The organism is Streptomyces erythrochromogenes, from assembly GCF_040684695.1.
In the GTDB taxonomy this organism is placed as follows: domain Bacteria; phylum Actinomycetota; class Actinomycetes; order Streptomycetales; family Streptomycetaceae; genus Streptomyces; species Streptomyces erythrochromogenes_C.
The window spans coordinates 15,860-32,154 of record NZ_JBFBGM010000002.1; the positions used below are offsets into that span (position 1 = coordinate 15,860).

The 16,295-nt window shown below is 73.5% G+C and carries 14 protein-coding genes; 10 read left to right on the forward strand and 4 right to left on the reverse strand.

Translation table 11 applies throughout. The annotated features are described in order from the left end of the window. Positions 1 to 753 precede the first annotated feature (753 nt). Positions 754 to 1,701 carry a Ppx/GppA family phosphatase gene (locus AB0O53_RS04125; RefSeq protein WP_350989742.1) on the reverse strand — a complete coding sequence of 316 codons (948 nt, stop codon included), beginning with the start codon at positions 1,699 to 1,701 and terminating at the stop codon, positions 754 to 756. A 63-nt stretch (positions 1,702 to 1,764) separates the two neighbouring features. On the opposite strand from AB0O53_RS04125, the gene AB0O53_RS04130 reads away from it, so the two are divergent. Continuing rightward, positions 1,765 to 2,646: a DUF3109 family protein gene (locus AB0O53_RS04130; protein ID WP_350989744.1), complete on the forward strand. Its 882-nt coding sequence runs from the start codon at positions 1,765 to 1,767 to the stop codon at positions 2,644 to 2,646. Between the two features lie 49 nt (positions 2,647 to 2,695). On the opposite strand, the gene AB0O53_RS04135 is transcribed toward AB0O53_RS04130, so the two are convergent. Further along, a complete protein-coding gene (locus AB0O53_RS04135; protein ID WP_365193159.1) occupies positions 2,696 to 4,474 on the reverse strand; it encodes a BACON domain-containing protein in 1,779 nt (592 codons plus the stop codon). Between the two features lie 195 nt (positions 4,475 to 4,669). Between AB0O53_RS04135 and radA the strand changes: the two genes are divergently transcribed. Both radA and disA read left to right on the forward strand, forming a co-directional pair. Further along, positions 4,670 to 6,097, forward strand: coding sequence for a DNA repair protein RadA (gene radA, locus AB0O53_RS04140; protein WP_365193160.1), 1,428 nt, complete (start codon positions 4,670 to 4,672; stop codon positions 6,095 to 6,097). A gap of 403 nt (positions 6,098 to 6,500) precedes the next feature. Next, a complete protein-coding gene (gene disA / locus AB0O53_RS04145) occupies positions 6,501 to 7,625 on the forward strand; it encodes a DNA integrity scanning diadenylate cyclase DisA (RefSeq protein ID WP_030817598.1) in 1,125 nt (374 codons plus the stop codon). Positions 7,626 to 7,729: 104 nt separating this feature from the next. On the opposite strand, the gene AB0O53_RS04150 is transcribed toward disA, so the two are convergent. Beyond that, positions 7,730 to 8,530 carry a hypothetical protein gene (locus AB0O53_RS04150; RefSeq protein ID WP_350989750.1) on the reverse strand — a complete coding sequence of 267 codons (801 nt, stop codon included), beginning with the start codon at positions 8,528 to 8,530 and terminating at the stop codon, positions 7,730 to 7,732. A gap of 160 nt (positions 8,531 to 8,690) precedes the next feature. On the opposite strand from AB0O53_RS04150, the gene AB0O53_RS04155 reads away from it, so the two are divergent. From AB0O53_RS04155 to AB0O53_RS04185, 7 genes are all read left to right on the forward strand, one after another. Further along, the gene (locus AB0O53_RS04155; protein ID WP_365193162.1) at positions 8,691 to 9,464 is read left to right on the forward strand and encodes a phosphatase PAP2 family protein; all 774 of its coding nucleotides are present in this window, start codon (positions 8,691 to 8,693) and stop codon (positions 9,462 to 9,464) included. Further along, on the forward strand, positions 9,461 to 10,438 hold the full coding sequence (locus AB0O53_RS04160) for an HhH-GPD family protein (protein WP_350989753.1): 978 nt from the start codon (positions 9,461 to 9,463) through the stop codon (positions 10,436 to 10,438). The genes AB0O53_RS04155 and AB0O53_RS04160 overlap by 4 nt, the downstream gene beginning before the upstream one ends. Before the next feature lie 293 nt (positions 10,439 to 10,731). After that, positions 10,732 to 11,298, forward strand: coding sequence for a SigE family RNA polymerase sigma factor (locus tag AB0O53_RS04165; protein ID WP_030763752.1), 567 nt, complete (start codon positions 10,732 to 10,734; stop codon positions 11,296 to 11,298). Positions 11,299 to 11,363: 65 nt separating this feature from the next. Then, positions 11,364 to 11,990, forward strand: a complete 627-nt coding sequence (locus AB0O53_RS04170) for a hypothetical protein (RefSeq protein WP_350989754.1) — start codon at positions 11,364 to 11,366, stop codon at positions 11,988 to 11,990. A gap of 34 nt (positions 11,991 to 12,024) precedes the next feature. Continuing rightward, positions 12,025 to 12,738: a two-component system response regulator CseB gene (gene cseB, locus AB0O53_RS04175; protein WP_350989756.1), complete on the forward strand. Its 714-nt coding sequence runs from the start codon at positions 12,025 to 12,027 to the stop codon at positions 12,736 to 12,738. Continuing rightward, the gene (gene cseC, locus AB0O53_RS04180; RefSeq protein WP_350989758.1) at positions 12,735 to 14,075 is read left to right on the forward strand and encodes a two-component system sensor histidine kinase CseC; all 1,341 of its coding nucleotides are present in this window, start codon (positions 12,735 to 12,737) and stop codon (positions 14,073 to 14,075) included. Before cseB ends, cseC begins: the two co-directional genes overlap by 4 nt. A 54-nt stretch (positions 14,076 to 14,129) precedes the next feature. Further along, positions 14,130 to 15,293 carry a LamG-like jellyroll fold domain-containing protein gene (locus tag AB0O53_RS04185; RefSeq protein ID WP_350989760.1) on the forward strand — a complete coding sequence of 388 codons (1,164 nt, stop codon included), beginning with the start codon at positions 14,130 to 14,132 and terminating at the stop codon, positions 15,291 to 15,293. A gap of 108 nt (positions 15,294 to 15,401) precedes the next feature. Here the strand turns inward: AB0O53_RS04185 and AB0O53_RS04190 are convergent, their stop codons facing one another. Beyond that, entirely contained in the window at positions 15,402 to 15,998 is a 597-nt protein-coding gene (locus AB0O53_RS04190; RefSeq protein WP_359129657.1) for a M23 family metallopeptidase, read from the reverse strand. Between the last annotated feature and the right edge of the window lie 297 nt (positions 15,999 to 16,295).

The window sequence follows — 16,295 nt, forward strand, 5'->3', positions numbered from 1 at the left end:
CCCAGGCCGGCTACCGAGACCCCGCGCCACCACCGCCTCAAGGGGACCCTGTCTCACGGGGTCCATCGCGGCCAGACCTGCGCGCAATGGCAGATCGAGGTGACGGGTGGTGGGCGCATTTGGTACCTCGTGGACACGGCTCGCGACACCTGCTGGATCACCTTCGCGGGTACCGGCCACCCCCGCGCCACGGACAGGTGACGAGGACTCCTCATAGGGAGCGCAGACATGGATTGGCATCGCCTCAGCCGTCGTCTGACGCTTTTCCTTCCCCAGACCGCCCGCGGACGCGTGATCGAGGAGCGCGTAGCGATCTGCGGCGGCTTATGCCCAGCCCACGAGGCTCGCAGACGCCGTCAGAACAGGAGCGCGTAGCGATGTGAGGCGCACCAGGCTCCCGCCCGGCAGCGCCGACACCGCGCCCCTGAACCTGAGACCGGCTCGTTCTTTTGGGGTTTTCCGCCGGTCCTTGCAGTTCCGGGGCGGGACGGGCGGTCAAGGGTGGCCGCAGGCCATCGCAACGCGACGCGACGCAGGAGCGCCCTTGAGGGACCGGCACGACCCGGAAAACCATCGGACAGACGGAAAACCCCCAGAACAACTCCGATACCGCCCCGCCGGAGCCCGCCCCCGCACCACCACCCCGACGCAGGGGGTGGGTGGGCAGCCACCGGCCGGGGGCGGCGGGGCCGCGGGGGTGAAGGCGCCGGGTGCGCGTGCACCCGTACCCGTGCCACCCCCGCGCGAAGCCCCCTACGCCGGCCCCGCGCCCGGGGTCGGGAGGTGGTCCAGGCGGCGCAGGATGACGCCCTCGCGCAGGGCCCACGGGCAGATCTCCAGCTCGTCGACGCCGAAGATGTCCATGGCGCCCTCGGCGACCAGCGCACCCGCCAGCAGCTGGTTCGCCCGGCCCTCCGAGACGCCCGGGAGGGCCGAGCGCTGGGCCGTCGTCATCGCCGCCAGGCGCGGCACCCATTCCTCCAGGGACTTGCGGCTGAGGTCGCGCTGCACGTACAGGCCGTCCGCGGAGCGGGCCGCGCCCGCGATGCGGGCCAGCTGCTTGAAGGTCTTCGACGTCGCCACCACGTGGTCGGGGGCGCCGAAGCGGCTGAACTCTCCGACCGTCCGCGCGATCTCCGCCCGCACGTGCCGGCGCAGCGCCCGGATGTCCAGGGCGTCCGGCGGGTCGCCGGGGAGCCAGCCCGAGGTGAGGCGGCCCGCGCCGAGCGGGAGGGAGACGGCGGCGTCGGGGTCCTCGTCGATGCCGTACGCGATCTCCAGGGAGCCGCCGCCGATGTCCAGGACCAGCAGCTTCCCCGCGGACCAGCCGAACCAGCGGCGCGCGGCGAGGAAGGTGAGCCGTGCCTCGTCGTCGCCGCTGAGCACCGGCAGGTCGACACCGGTCTCGGCCTTGACCCGGGCCAGGACCTCGTCGGCGTTGGTGGCCTCGCGCACGGCGCTGGTCGCGAAGGGGAGGACGTCCTCGCAGCCCTTGTCCTCGGCGGCCTGCACCGCTTCGTTGATGACGGAGAGGAGACGCTCGACGCCCGCGGGGGTGACGGCGCCGGCCTCGTCGAGGAGCTCCGCCAGCCTTATTTCCACCTTGTGCGAGTGCGCCGGCTGCGGGCGCGCACCGGGGTGCGCGTCCACCACCAGCAGATGGACGGTATTCGAACCCACATCAAGGACACCGAGTCTCATAGGGGGAAACGCTACTGCGAGGAACGCTCGGGGGTTGTGTAAGGGGCGCTTAGGCTTGGGTTTGTGCCAAATACGAAGAAGGCCAACAAGACCCGGTCGGAGAAGGACACGGGCAAGGACGACCAGGGCGCGAGCACCAAGCGCGCCAAGAACGGCAAGCCCCTCAAGCCCCTCAAGCCCGGAAAGGCCAAGGCCGTGGCCGACGAGAAGGGGCTCGACTTCCCTCGGGCCTGGGTGGAGTTCCCCGACCCCGCCGACGACGAGCAGGTCTTCCGCTGCGACCTGACCTGGCTGACCTCCCGCTGGACCTGCATCTTCGGCAGCGGCTGCCAGGGCATCCAGGTGGGCCGAGCCTCGGACGGCTGCTGCACGCTCGGCGCGCACTTCTCCGACGAGGACGACGAGAAGCGCGTCGCGGAGCACGTGGCCCGCCTCACGCCCGAGCTGTGGCAGTTCCACGACGTCGGCAGCGAGAGCGGGTGGACGCAGCACGACGACGACGGGGAGAAGCAGACCCGCCGCTGGGACGGCGCGTGCATCTTCCTGAACCGGCCGGGGTTCCCCGCCGGGGCCGGCTGTTCCCTGCACATCCTCGCGCTGAAGGAGGGCCGGGAGCCGCTGGAGACCAAGCCGGACGTCTGCTGGCAGCTGCCGATCCGCCGGACGTACGACTGGATCGACCGGCCCGACGACACCCGGGTGCTGCAGGTCTCGATCGGCGAGTACGACCGCCGCGGCTGGGGCCCGGGCGGTCACGACCTGCACTGGTGGTGCACGTCGGCGACGTCCGCGCACGGCGCCGGGGACCCGGTGTACGTGTCGTACCGCGCCGAGCTGACGGAGCTGATGGGCAAGGAGGGGTACGAGGCGCTCGTGCAGCTGTGCGAGGCCCGGCTGGCCTCGCTGCTGCCGATGGCTCCGCACCCCGCGGACCCGACCCCGTAGGCGACCCGACCCCGTAAGCGACCGGATCTCGGCCCTCGGCCCTCGGCCCTCAGCCCCCCGCCGGCCCTGACGGGGCCGGGTCGGGGGCCGGGGAAACCGTTCCGCCTGCGCCGTCCGTCGGGGTCGGCGCGGGCGTCGGGGACGGCGGCGGGATCGTCGGTTCCGTCGGGGAAGGCGTCGGCGAGGGCCCCTGGGTGGGGTCCTGCGTCGGCGACGGGCTCGCGGGACGCGTCGGTTCCGGCTGCGGGGTCGGAGTGGACGCGGGCCGGCCGCGGCCCCGGATGGAGACCACCGCACCGGTCGGGTCGACCCCGACCCGCGCGGTCCACGCGCCGACGGGCTGCGCCTCGGGGTCGACGGCGATGTGCAGGGTGACCGATTCTCCGGGCGCCAGCGTGCCCGCGGTGCGGCTCGCGCGCAGCCACGGCGCGTCGGACCAGAGCCTCCAGTCCACCGGCCCGCCGCCGGAGGCGGTGAGGGTGAGCAGGGTGAGGGCGCCCCGCGAGGAGGCGGCCACGGAGAGCCGGCCGGGGGCCCCGGCGTGGTCGGGGGTGGCGGGCGGACCGGAGCTGATCACCTCGACGGAGACGTCGGAGGACTCGCTGCTCTCGGTGAAGCCGGGGACGCCGGTGGTGGTGGCCGCGTTCCCCGCGTTCTCGTAGGCGGTGAGCGGGCGGCCGTCGACCCGGGCGGTCGGCAGCTCGCTCTCGCTGGCGGAGATGCCGGGGGTGCCGTTGCCGGCGGGTTCGCCGGTGCCGTGCTCGCCGCGGTACGAGGCCCAGAGCGCCAGGACCGGGGCCGCGACGACGGTGGCCACGACGGTGGTGGTCACCGCGCGGGCCCTCAGCCGGTCGCGGCGGGCCGCGCGGTCCTTGGGGTCCATCGGGAAGCCGGTGCGGTCGAAGCGCAGGCCGGGGCTGCGGCCCCGGCCCCGGCCGGAGCGGAGCATCGCCGCGTGGACCGCGGTGCGCGGGGCGGGTACGAGCGGCAGTGCGGCGGTGTTGACGCCCCCGGAGCCGGGCCAGGGAGCGGCGGCGCCCACGCGTTCCGCGACGCGCCGGCACCGGGGGCAGTCGTCGACGTGCCGGACGAGTTCGGCGCGCAGGGTGCTGGACAGCAGCACGTCGCCGTCGCCACCGTTGCCGTCCGCGTCCGCGCCGGTGAGCTGGGAGACGCTGGGGCAACTGCCCGTCTCGACGACGGCGAGGGCGGCGCGGGTGCGCTCCACCTCGCACGCCGCGCCGGTCAGCAGTTCCCGGGCGGCGGCGGGGGGCGTGCCGAGGACGGCGGCGAGTTCGGGGACGGCGAGGCGGTGGCGGACGGCGAGTTCGAGTGCCTCGCGCTGCGCGGGGGTGGTCCCCGCGGCCTCCGGCCAGGCGAGACGGGCCAGCTCGGTACGGCGGTAGGCGCTCACGTCAAGCTGCCGGTGGGCGTCCGCGGCCGTCCCGTCGGCGGCTGCGCCCCCGGACGCACGGTCGCGCCCGTTGTGCTCCGGCGCACGCCGGGCGGAATGCGCTCCCTGCCGGACGCGCCGCTGCTCCGCCAGCCGGCGCAGGCAGCCCCAGCGGGCGAGCGCGTAGAGCCAGGCCCGCCGGTCGCCCTCGTCCGGGCAGCGGCCGGGGTGCCGCTCGGCGACGACGAGGACGTCTCCGAGCACGTCGGTCGCGGTGTCGTGATCGCAGAGGACCGACAGGCAGTAGGTGAACAGGCCGTCGAGGTACGGCTCGTGCCGGAAGGGGCGCGGCGGCTCCTCTTCTAGAGGCGTGCGCCCGTGCGCCCGGTGTGCGCCGGTGCGCGGCGAGGGGTGTGCCTGGCTGCTGCTGTTCACCTGGCGACCGTAGGCGGCGCGCCGGGGGCGCCTTGGAAGCCTTCCCCAGTTTTAGCCCTTACGGGTGAACAGATCGGTGGTGCACTGACGACCGCCCCTGACGCGGGCGGCGTGCGGCGGGCACCGGGCGCCGCCCGGACGTCCCGGCCGGCACCGCGGCCCGCGCTGTCGGTGCGGGCGGCTACCGTGAGCGGCATGGCTGCCCGCACCGCTCGTTCATCCGCCAAGGACCGACCGTCGTACCGCTGCACCGAGTGCGGCTGGACGACGGCCAAGTGGCTCGGCCGGTGCCCCGAGTGCCAGGCCTGGGGCACCGTCGAGGAGATGGGCGCGCCCGCCGTACGGACGACCGCGGCCGGCCGGGTGTCGACCGCCGCGCTGCCGATCGCCCAGGTCGACGGGCGGACGGCGACCGCACGCAGCACCGGTGTGGACGAGCTGGACCGCGTCCTGGGCGGCGGGCTCGTGCCCGGTGCCGTCGTACTGCTGGCCGGCGAGCCGGGCGTCGGCAAGTCGACGCTGCTGCTGGACGTCGCGGCGAAGGCCTCCAGCGACGCGCACCGCACGCTGTACGTCACGGGTGAGGAGTCGGCGAGCCAGGTGCGGCTGCGGGCCGACCGCATCAAGGCGCTGAGCGACCACCTCTACCTCGCCGCCGAAACCGACCTGTCGGCGGTGCTCGGGCACCTCGACGCCGTGCAGCCTTCCCTGCTCATCCTGGACTCCGTACAGACCGTCGCCTCGCCCGAGATCGACGGCGCGCCCGGCGGCATGGCCCAGGTGCGCGAGGTGGCGGGCGCGCTGATCCGCGCCTCCAAGGAGCGGGGCATGGCCACCCTCCTCGTCGGCCACGTCACCAAGGACGGGGCGATCGCCGGTCCCCGCCTGCTGGAGCACCTCGTCGACGTGGTGCTGAGCTTCGAGGGCGACCGGCACGCGCGGCTGCGGCTCGTGCGCGGCGTGAAGAACCGCTACGGCGCCACCGACGAGGTCGGCTGCTTCGAGCTGCACGACGAGGGGATCACCGGGCTCGCCGACCCGAGCGGGCTGTTCCTGACCCGGCGCGCCGAGGCCGTACCGGGGACCTGCCTGACCGTGACCCTGGAGGGGAAGCGGCCGCTGGTCGCCGAGGTGCAGGCGCTGACCGTGGACTCGCAGATCCCCTCCCCCCGGCGGACCACCTCGGGCCTGGAGACCTCGCGCGTCTCGATGATGCTGGCGGTGCTGGAGCAGCGCGGCCGGATCACCGCGCTCGGCAAGCGCGACATCTACAGCGCCACCGTGGGCGGGGTGAAGCTCACCGAGCCGGCCGCGGACCTGGCGATCGCGCTCGCGCTGGCGTCCGCCGCCAGCGACGTACCGCTCCCGAAGAACCTGGTGGCCATCGGCGAGGTCGGACTGGCCGGCGAGGTGCGGCGGGTGACGGGCGTGCAGCGGCGGCTGGCGGAGGCGCACCGGCTGGGCTTCACGCACGCGCTGGTGCCGGCGGATCCGGGCAAGGTGCCGCCGGGGATGAAGGTCACCGAGGTGGCCGACATGGGCGACGCGCTGCGGGTGCTGCCGCGCGGGCGCTCCCGTACGTCGGCCAGGGAGAGCAAGGAGCGGGCCGCGGCCGCGGAGTAGTCGAGCGGGTCAGGGGTCGCGGAGTAGTCGAGCGGGGCAGTGGTCGGCGGGTCATCCCGGCCGCACCGCGGCCGAGCGGAACCGGCCGGCAGCCGGACAGGCCCCGGACCGGCCGGACCACCGGCCGACTCACGACCGGACCGGACCGGACCGGACCGGACCACCGGGCAGGTCCCGGACCACCGGCCATGATCGAACCGGGCGGACCGTCATGATCGAACCGGCCGACCGACCGGTCGCCGCCCTGGTCAGGGGGTCCGTAGGGGCCCCGGCCGGGCCCTACCTGGCCAAGCCACGGCGGGGCCGCAGCGCGCGCCGGTAGACTTTGTGCTGGTCCGCCCGGCCGTACGCACGTCCTCGTGCCCCCGCGCTGGGCGGCGCAACCCGCGACCGGAGGAGTGCAGTGGCAGCCAAGGACGGGGCATCAGCACCCGGGAAGTCCGGCGCGAGCTCCAAGCACGACGCGCTCATGCGCGCCTCGCTGAGCGCGGTCGCACCCGGTCAGCCACTGCGCGACGGCCTGGAGCGGATCGTCCGGGGAAACACCGGCGGCCTCATCGTCCTCGGCATGGACAAGGCCGTCGAGGCGATGTGCACGGGCGGCTTCGTCCTGGACGTGGAGTTCACCGCGACCCGGCTGCGCGAGCTGTGCAAGCTCGACGGCGCGCTCATCCTCGACAAGGACCTCACCAAGATCTTGCGGGCCGGCGTGCAGCTCGTACCGGACGCGTCGATCCCCACGGAGGAGACGGGCACGCGCCACCGCACGGCCGACCGCGTCTCGAAGCAGTGCGGCTTCCCGGTGGTGTCGGTGTCGCAGTCGATGCGGCTGATCGCGCTGTACGTGGACGGGGAGCGGCGGGTCCTGGAGGAGTCCGGGGCGATCCTGTCCCGGGCGAACCAGGCGCTGGCCACGCTGGAGCGGTACAAGCTGCGCCTGGACGAGGTCGCGGGCACGCTGTCGGCGCTGGAGATCGAGGACCTGGTCACGGTGCGCGACGTGACGGCGGTCGCGCAGCGGCTGGAAATGGTCCGCCGGATCGCGACCGAGATCGCCGAGTACGTCGTCGAACTGGGCACGGACGGGCGACTGCTGTCCCTCCAGCTGGACGAGCTGACGGTCGGCATCGAGCAGGAGCGCGAGCTGGTCATCCGGGACTACGTGCCCGAGCCGACGGCGAAGCGTTCCCGCACGGTGGACGAGGCGCTGGCGGAGCTGGACGCGCTGACCCACCCGGAGCTGCTGGAACTGCCCATCGTGGCGCGGGCGCTGGGGTACACGGGCTCGCCCGAGACCCTGGACTCGGCGGTGTCGCCCCGCGGCTACCGGCTGCTGGCGAAGGTGCCGAGGCTGCCGGGCGCGATCATCGAGCGGCTGGTGGAGCACTTCGGCGGGCTGCAGAAGCTGCTCGCCGCGAGCGTCGACGACCTGCAGACGGTGGACGGCGTGGGCGAGGCCCGGGCGCGCAGCGTCCGCGAGGGCCTGTCCCGTCTGGCCGAGTCGTCGATCCTGGAGCGCTACGTCTAACCTGCGGCCCTGCTCGGCCGACCGCCCCTGGCCGACCGGCCCTGGCCGACCGGCCCTGCGGTTCGCCCTCCCCGGGCGTGCGGCGTGGGCGCCGCTCCCGGGTCTCAGTCCTGCTTGAGCACGAACGAGGTGCGGGCCACCGGCATGCCGGGGGACTTGACCTCGACGACGTAGGTGTCGGGGGCCGCGGCACCGGCCGGGGGCGACTGGCACTGGTCGGCCGCGCTGAACCTGCGGTCCCAGTCGAGCGCGTGCTTGGTCTCGCCCTGTGCGGGGAGGCGGAAGAAGGTGTTGCCGGGGCCCGTGGGGCAGTCGGCCGAGGACCACACCGCCTTGTTGCTGCTCGCCTGAAGGATGGTCAGGACGGCCTGCTTCGGGCCGAGATCGACCTTGCAGGTGGTTCCGGAGGTGTTGCGGGCGACCAGTTCGAGGCGGGGCTTCTCGTTCGCCTCGTACTCGTTCTTCGCGCTCTTGACCTCCCACTGGAGCGCGGACGTCGCGCACGTGGGGAGCGGGGAGTCCGCCGGGACGGCCGCACCGCCACCCGCGCCGCCGCCGGAGCCCGAACCGCCGCCCGTGCCGGTGCCGTTGCCCGGTTCGCCGTTCTTGCCGGCGCCGCCGCCCGAACCGCCCTCGGAGCCGGTGGTGCCACCGCCTCCGGACTCGGGGCGTCCGCCGGGAGCGGCGCTGATGGCGGGTCCCGTGCCGGGCGGACCGGGGGTGATGGAGGTGACGGGATCGGGGCGGCCCTCGCCCTTTCCGTTCGTACTCGTCCTCCCCCCACCGGACGTGACGGTCCATACGGCGAGCAGCGCGAGGAGCGCGACGACTGACGCCAGCACAGCCCTCCGTCGCCAGTAGATGGAGGAGGGGAGCGGCCCGACCGGATTGCGCAGAGATCCCACGAACGGAACCTTACAAAGGTTCGCGGCCCGATCAGTGCCCCACATGCCGCGCAGCGGACTTGATTTGCCGATGATCATCCTGCGGGCCCAAGCGGAGGCGGCGGGAACCGGCCAAAGGGCTGACATGGACATTAATCCGGTTTGGGTACGTTCGGTGACCATGGACACCTCCGGCCTCTACCGCACCGTCACCGGCTTCGCCGACTCCGCACCCGTGTGGGTGCAGCGGGCGTTCGAGCTCTGGACGGGCTACGGGCTCTGGCTGTTCGGCGTGCTCTTCGCCGCCGTCTGGTGGCGTGCGCGCGGCCGGGGCGGTGCCCGGGCGGTGGCGCTCGCCCTCCTCGCGCCGGTGGCCACCGCCATCGCCTACGCCGTCTCGGAGGCCGTGAAGTCCACCGTGGAGGAGGAGCGTCCATGCCGCGCCGTCGTCGGCGCCGCGGCCTCGCTGGCCGGGTGCCCGCCGCCCGGCGACTGGTCGTTCCCGAGCAACCACGCGGCCATCGCGGGCGCCGCGGCCGTCGCGCTGGTCATGGCCGTACGCCGGCTGGCGCCGCTGGTGGTGCCGCTCGCGCTGCTGATGGCCTTCTCCCGCGTCTTCGTCGGCGTCCACTACCCGCACGACGTGGCGCTGGGTCTGCTGCTGGGCGGTTCGGTGGCCGCGCTCGTCCTGCTGGCGCTCGCCCGGCCGGTGGCCGCGGGCGTCCGCACGGTGCGGGCGGGCGGAACCCGGGCGGGCGGCCCCCCGGCGCAAGGGACCCGGGCGCAAGGGACCCCGGCGCAAGGGACCCGGTCGGGCGGAGCCCCGGCGCGCGGAGCCGCGGCGCGCGGGATCCGGGCGGGCGGAATCCGGGCGGGCATCCGGCTGACCGGGCCGGGCCCGGGCGGCGAGTCCTCCTCCGGGGTCCGAAACGTGCCAGGATGCCGTACGCCATGACTGCATCCCCCTCTTCCTCCCCCGACGTGTCGCCGGACGTGTCCCGCGACGGCTCCCCCGACGGCTCCCGGGACGTGCCCGCCGGCACCTCCCACGCGCTGCACTCCCCCGTCATCTCGTGGTTCGAGGAGCACGCCCGCGACCTGCCCTGGCGCCGCCCCGAGGCCGGCTCCTGGGGCGTCATGGTCAGCGAGTTCATGCTCCAGCAGACCCCGGTCAGCCGGGTGCTGCCGGTCTACGAGCAGTGGATCGCCCGCTGGCCCCGCCCCGCCGACCTGGCCGTCGAGGCCCCCGGCGAGGCCGTGCGGGCCTGGGGGCGGCTCGGCTACCCGCGCCGGGCCCTGCGGCTGCACGGGGCGGCCGCCGCGATAACGGAGCGGCACGGGGGCGACGTACCGCGGGAGCACGCGCAGCTCCTCGCGCTGCCCGGGGTGGGCGAGTACACCGCCGCCGCGGTGGCCTCCTTCGCGTACGGGCAGCGGCACGCGGTCCTCGACACCAATGTCCGGCGGGTCTTCGCGCGCGCCGCGACCGGGGTCGAGTACCCGCCGAACGCGACCACGGCCGCCGAACGGCGCCTGGCCCGCGAGCTGCTGCCCGAGGACGAGTCCACCGCGGCCCGCTGGGCGGCGGCCTCGATGGAGCTCGGCGCGCTCGTGTGCACCGCCAAGAGCCCGGACTGCGTGCGCTGCCCGGTCGCCGGGCTGTGCGCGTGGCGCCTGGCGGGCAAGCCCGCGCACGACGGGCCGCCGCGGCGCGGGCAGACGTACGCCGGGACCGACCGGCAGGTGCGCGGCAAGCTCCTGGCCGTCCTGCGGGAGGCGGTGGGGCCCGTTCCGCAGGCCGTGCTCGACACCGTCTGGAACGAGCCGGTGCAGCGGGCCCGGGCACTCGACGGGCTGGTTTCCGACGGGCTGGTGGAACCCCTCGACGGCGGCCTCTACCGGCTTCCGCAGAGCCGGCCGCAGGTGTGAGCCCGGGCGCGTCCGGCGGGGCGGCCGGCGCGGGCGGCGGGGCCGGGGGCGGACGGGAGGCGGTTCGGGAACGGACCGTGCACCGGTCCGCCACCGCCCGTAGCCGCTGCTGAAGCTGAGTCAGCAATTCCGTTTGTTGCCGCTAAACCCCAGCTCACAGGCGCTGTTACACAACCTATGGGTGTCCGTGCTCCCACCGAAGGCTGGCCCGCACAGGGCCGTGACAACCCCTCCGTAGCGTCGTCCCCGTAAGACAGCGGTGGAGCGGTCGGACGGAACGGAGGCGGTCTGAAATGGCGCAGGCGCATGGCGAGGTACTCGGCTTCGAAGAGTACGTACGCACCCGGCAGGACGCTCTGCTGCGCAGTGCCCGGCGGCTGGTTCCGGACCCCACCGACGCCCAGGACCTCCTGCAGACGGCCCTCGTGCGCACCTACGGCCGCTGGGACGGCATCGCGGACAAGTCCCTCGCCGACGCCTACCTCCGCCGGGTCATGATCAACACCCGTACGGAGTGGTGGCGCGCCCGCAAGCTCGAAGAGGTCCCCACCGAGCAGCTCCCGGACGCGTCCGTCGAGGACGGCTCCGACCAGCGCGCCGACCGCGCCCTGCTGATGGACATCCTCAAGGTGCTCGCGCCCAAGCAGCGCAGTGTGGTCGTCCTGCGACACTGGGAGCAGATGAGCACCGAGGAGACTGCCGCGGCGCTCGGAATGTCGGCGGGAACCGTGAAGAGCACTCTGCACCGCGCCCTGGCCCGGCTCCGGCAGGAGCTGGAGAGCCGGGACCTGGACATGCGTGCGCTGGAGCGCGGTGACCACACCATGCGGTACGAGGGGCGTGAGCGGTGCGCGGCCTGAACGGCCAAGATCTGAACGGCAGGAGCTCTCCCCCCGGATTCAGGGGAAGAGGCAGTCTGGTGCTGATGTCGGCGGGGACCATCGTCCTCGTCGGCACAGCCGTGTTCGCGGTCGGTTGCGCCACCGGGGGCACGGGCCTTCGTGACGGCGGCCCCGCCCGCACCGACACCGTCTCCAAGACCGCGCCGACCGACACCGCCCCGGCCGCGGCCTCCGGGACCGGCGGCCCCCTGAAGAAGGTGGACCCGGTGGCGCTGATCATGGCGGACCCCAAGGTCAGCTCCGAGGTCAAGCGGGACCTCAAGCCCTGCACGGGCAAGCAGTACCCGGTGGACGTGAGCTACGGGAAGGTCACCGGAGGTCCGGTCACGGACATCGTCGTGAACGTCCTGTCCTGCGCCGACGCCCTGGGCCGCGGCTCCTACGTGTACCGGGCGGACGACGGCAAGTACGAGAATGTGTTCGCGGACGAACAGCCACCCGTCTACGCGGAGATCGACCGGGGCGACCTGGTGGTCACGAAACAGGTCTACGGAAAGAGCGACGCGCTCGCCTATCCGTCGGGCGAGGACGTGATCACGTACCGCTGGAACGGGGAGAAGTTCACCGAGCAGGACCGGGTGCACTCGGAGTACAGCAACGTGGTCGACGGCGGCGCCCAGCCCGCCCCGGCCACGAGTCAGAAGAACTGAGCACTGAGCAAGAAGAACGAGGCGAGGCTTGCGCATGGCCGAGACCCATGTCCTGTTCGTGGAGGACGACGACGTCATCCGTGAGGCCACGACCCTGGCGCTGGAGCGCGACGGGTTCGTGGTCACGGCCATGCCCGACGGCCTGTCGGGCCTGGAGTCCTTCCGCGCGCGCCGACCCGACATCGCCCTGCTGGACGTGATGGTGCCGGGCATGGACGGCGTGAGCCTGTGCCGCCGCATCCGCGACGAGTCCACCGTCCCCGTCATCATGCTGTCGGCGCGCGCCGACTCCATCGACGTGGTGCTGGGCCTGGAGGCGGGCGCCGACGACTACGTCACCAAGCCCTTCGACGGATCGGTGCTCGTCGCCCGGATCCGCGCCGTGCTGCGCCGCTTCGACCACTCCGGCGGCCCGCAGAACGGCTCCGCGGGCTCCTCCGACCACGACCCGGACGGCGAGCGCGGGGTGCTCTCCTTCGGCGACCTCGAAGTCGACACCGAGGGCATGGAGGTGCGCAGGTCGGGCGCGCCCGTGGCGCTGACGCCGACGGAGATGCGGCTGCTGCTGGAGTTCTCCTCCGCGCCCGGCACCGTACTGTCGCGCGACCGGCTCCTGGAGCGGGTCTGGGACTACGACTGGGGCGGCGACACCCGCGTCGTGGACGTCCACGTCCAGCGCCTGCGCACCAAGATCGGACAGGACCGCATCGAAACGGTCCGGGGCTTCGGATACAAACTCAAGGCATGAGACGGTTCACCCTCCGCACGGGGATCCGCTGGAAGATCACGCTCGCCATCGCCGCCGTGGGCGCCCTCGTCACGATCGCGCTGAGTCTGGTGGTGCACAGCGCTGCCCGGGTGTCGATGCTGGAGAGCGCGCGCGATGTGCAGCTGGAGCGCGTGCAGTTCATCTCCCGCAACGCCGAAGCCGGCCGCAAGCCCCCCATGGGGGCCAAGCTCAACGATCCCGAACTGCCCGTCGAACTGCGGCAGAAGGCGCAGTCGGGGCGGCGCGGGACCTACGTCCAGGAGCGGCCGCACGGGCTCCCCGAGGTGTGGGCCGCGGTACCGCTCGGGAACGGGATGGTGCTGTCGCTGCACACGCCGTTCCGGGAGAGCACCACGCTCCTCACCGACCTGGACCGGGCCCTGGTCATCGGCGGCCTGTCCGCCGTGGTCGCCGGCTCGGCGCTCGGCGTGCTCATCGGCGGGCAGATCTCGCGCCGGCTGCGCAAGGCCGCGGCCGCCTCGCAGCGGGTGGCGCACGGTGATCCCGACGTACGCGTGCGGGACGCGGTCGGCGGTGTCGTCCGCGACGAGACGGACGACCTCGCGCGGGCCGTGGACGCCATGGCCGATGCGCTCCAGCAGCGGCTGGAGGCCGAGCGGCGGGTAACCGCGGACATCGCGCACGAGCTGCGGACGCCGGTGACGGGCCTGCTCACCGCCGCGGAACTGCTCCCGCCGGGGCGGCCGACGGAGCTGGTCCGGGACCGGGCGCAGGCGCTGCGCGCACTGGTCGAGGACGTGCTGGAGGTGGCTCGGCTGGACAGCGCCTCGGAGCGGGCGGAGCTCCAGGACGTGGCGCTGGGCGAGTTCGTGAGCCGGCGCGTGAAGGCACTGATGCCGGAGGCGACCGTACGGATCGTCGCGGACGAGGTCGTCAGCACCGACCCGCGACGGCTGGAGCGGATCCTGGGCAACCTGCTCGCCAACGCCGCCCGGTACGGGCAGCCGCCGATCCAGGTCGACGTCGAGGGCCGGGTGGTGCGGGTCCGCGACCACGGGCCGGGCTTCCCCGAGGCGCTGCTGCGCGAGGGGCCGAGCCGGTTCCGTACCGGGTCGACGGACCGCGCGGGCGTGGGGCACGGGCTGGGTCTGACCATCGCGGAGGGCCAGGCGCGGGTGCTGGGGGCCCGGTTGACGTTCCGCAACGTGGCGGCTCCGGGGGTCCTGGACCGCTCGGTGACGCCGGCGGGCACGTCCGCCGGCGGGGCCGCCGGAGCGGTCGCGGTGCTGTGGCTGCCCGAGCACGCGCCGACGGCGACGGGCAGCTTCCCGGTCCTCAAGCTGCCGCCGGACTGACGGACGGGCACCGGGCCGTGCCCGTGCGCGGGCGCGTGACTTAGGCTCCGTGCCATGACCGACGGCACGAATCCCCCGAGCAGCCCGCAGCCCGAGCCCGCCCCCGGCAGCGGCTACGGGTTCCCGCCGGGACCGCCCGCCCAGAACGGCTACGGCTATCCGGCCGGCGGCGGCCACGGGTACGGCTACGGCTACCCGCAGTCCGAGCAGCAGCCGAACCCGTACCAGCAGGAGGCGGACGGCGGTCAGTGGCCGCCGGCCACGCAGCCGCAGCCGGCCCAGCCCGGCTTCACGCGGCTGGCCGGCCCGGACATACCCGGCGCGTCCCAGCAGCCGGACTGGGAGGCCATGGCCGAACGGTCCGATGCCGAGCGGCGCAGGAAGAAGCTGTGGATGCTGGGCGGCACGGTGACCGTGCTGGCGCTCCTCGCCGGCGGTGGAACGTTCTTCCTGCTGGGCGGCGAGGACGGTGCGGACGGTACGAACGCGCAGCCGTCGACGTCGGCCTCGCCCGAGCCCGAGGACTCGAAGTCACCGACCGCCTACACGGCCACGGTCGCGGGCGACGACACCCTGCTGCGCGACAGCTACGGCGGCACGGGCATCCGGCTGGGCACCGACCTCAAGGTCGGCCCGCTGGGCAAGCGGTTCCAGGTCGTCGGCAGGGGCAACGGCAACTCCTGGGGGCAGTCCGCCGAGCCGGTCGTCGACGTGACGAAGAGCTTCACGATCACGGCGCGTGCCTACAGCTCCGCCACCAAGGGCTCGCGGATCATCATGAGCCAGGGCGACGGTGAGTCGTTCTCCTTCGAACTGGGCGTGAACGAGGTGAACGGCAAGCAGGCCTGGATCTTCCGCGTGCAGACGGGCGACAAGGGCGCGGCCGCGACCACGCGGACCGTGGCGGCGGAGGGGCTGACCATCCTCAAGACCCCGACGCTGCTGATGGCCACGTACGACGCGGAGAAGAAGGCGATCGCCCTCTACGTGGACGGCAAGAAGGCGGGCGAGACGCCGGTCCCGCCGATCTGGCAGGCACCCGGCCCGCTGCAGCTCGGCCGGTCCAAGCACCACAACATCTGGACCGGGCCGTGGCAGGGCGCCCTGCACAACATCAAGGTCTACGACTCGGCGTTCACGCAGGAGCAGGCCGCCGGGTACAAGGAGGGCAAGCTCTCCCCGGCGCCGAAGCCGGCCCACGCCTGGCTGCTCACCTGACCCCACCCGGCCCGATCCGATGCGATCCGGCCCGATGTATCGGACATGACGGCGCCGACCGGCCACGAGGGCCGGTCGGCGGGGTCATGCAAGGGGATCCTGCTCGGGTCAGATGCTGACGCCGTTGGTGCGCAGGAAGGCCACCGGGTTGAGGGCCGAACCGTAGTTCGGGGTGGTGCGGATCTCGAAGTGCAGGTGCGGGCCGCTGGAGTTTCCGGTGTTGCCGGACAGGGCGATGCGCTGCTTGACGGAGACCTTCTGGCCGACCTTGACCTGGATCTTCGACAGGTGCGCGTACTGCGAGTACGTGTTGTTGGCGTGCTTGATCACGATGGCGTTGCCGTAGGCGGGGCCGTCGCCGCCGCCGTTCGGGCCGGCCTTGACGACCGTACCGGCGGCCGCGGCCTTGACCGGGGTGCCGACGGGGACGGCGAAGTCCTGGCCGGAGTGCTTGCGGGCCCACATGCTGCCGCCCTTGCCGAAGGTCGCGGACAGCGTGTACTTCTCCAGCGGCTTGTCCCACAGGCCGGCCTTCTTCTTCGCCGCGGCGGCGACGTCGGCGGTGGCGGCGGTGGCGGCAGCGGGGGCCGTCTGCGGGGCGTCGGCGAAGGCGGCGGTGGTCCCGGCCCCGAGAGCCAGCACAGCACCGAGGGTTGCGCCGACGGTGATACGGGTAGAACGGGTGATGACGCGCTTCGCGGACATAGAGCAGACCTCCGGGGCCGGGGACATGGGCGATCACGCCCGTCTCGGGCATGAAGTGACCCGGCACGCTCAGCCATGTGCCGGGTTGGCTCATCTTTGGTAACCCGGATGTCCGGTGTTCCCCAAACGTCCCCGTTTACTACCGGGGCTCGTAGCCGTGCCGGGGTGACGTGGCCCGTTGACGCGATTTCCCAGGGCCCAAACCCCCCGAGCGACGCCCTTTTGATCTACGAAACCCCCTAGTATGTCCGATTTGCCCTGTGCGGCTTGTCACCGGCCGGGGCCCGGGTCACCCGA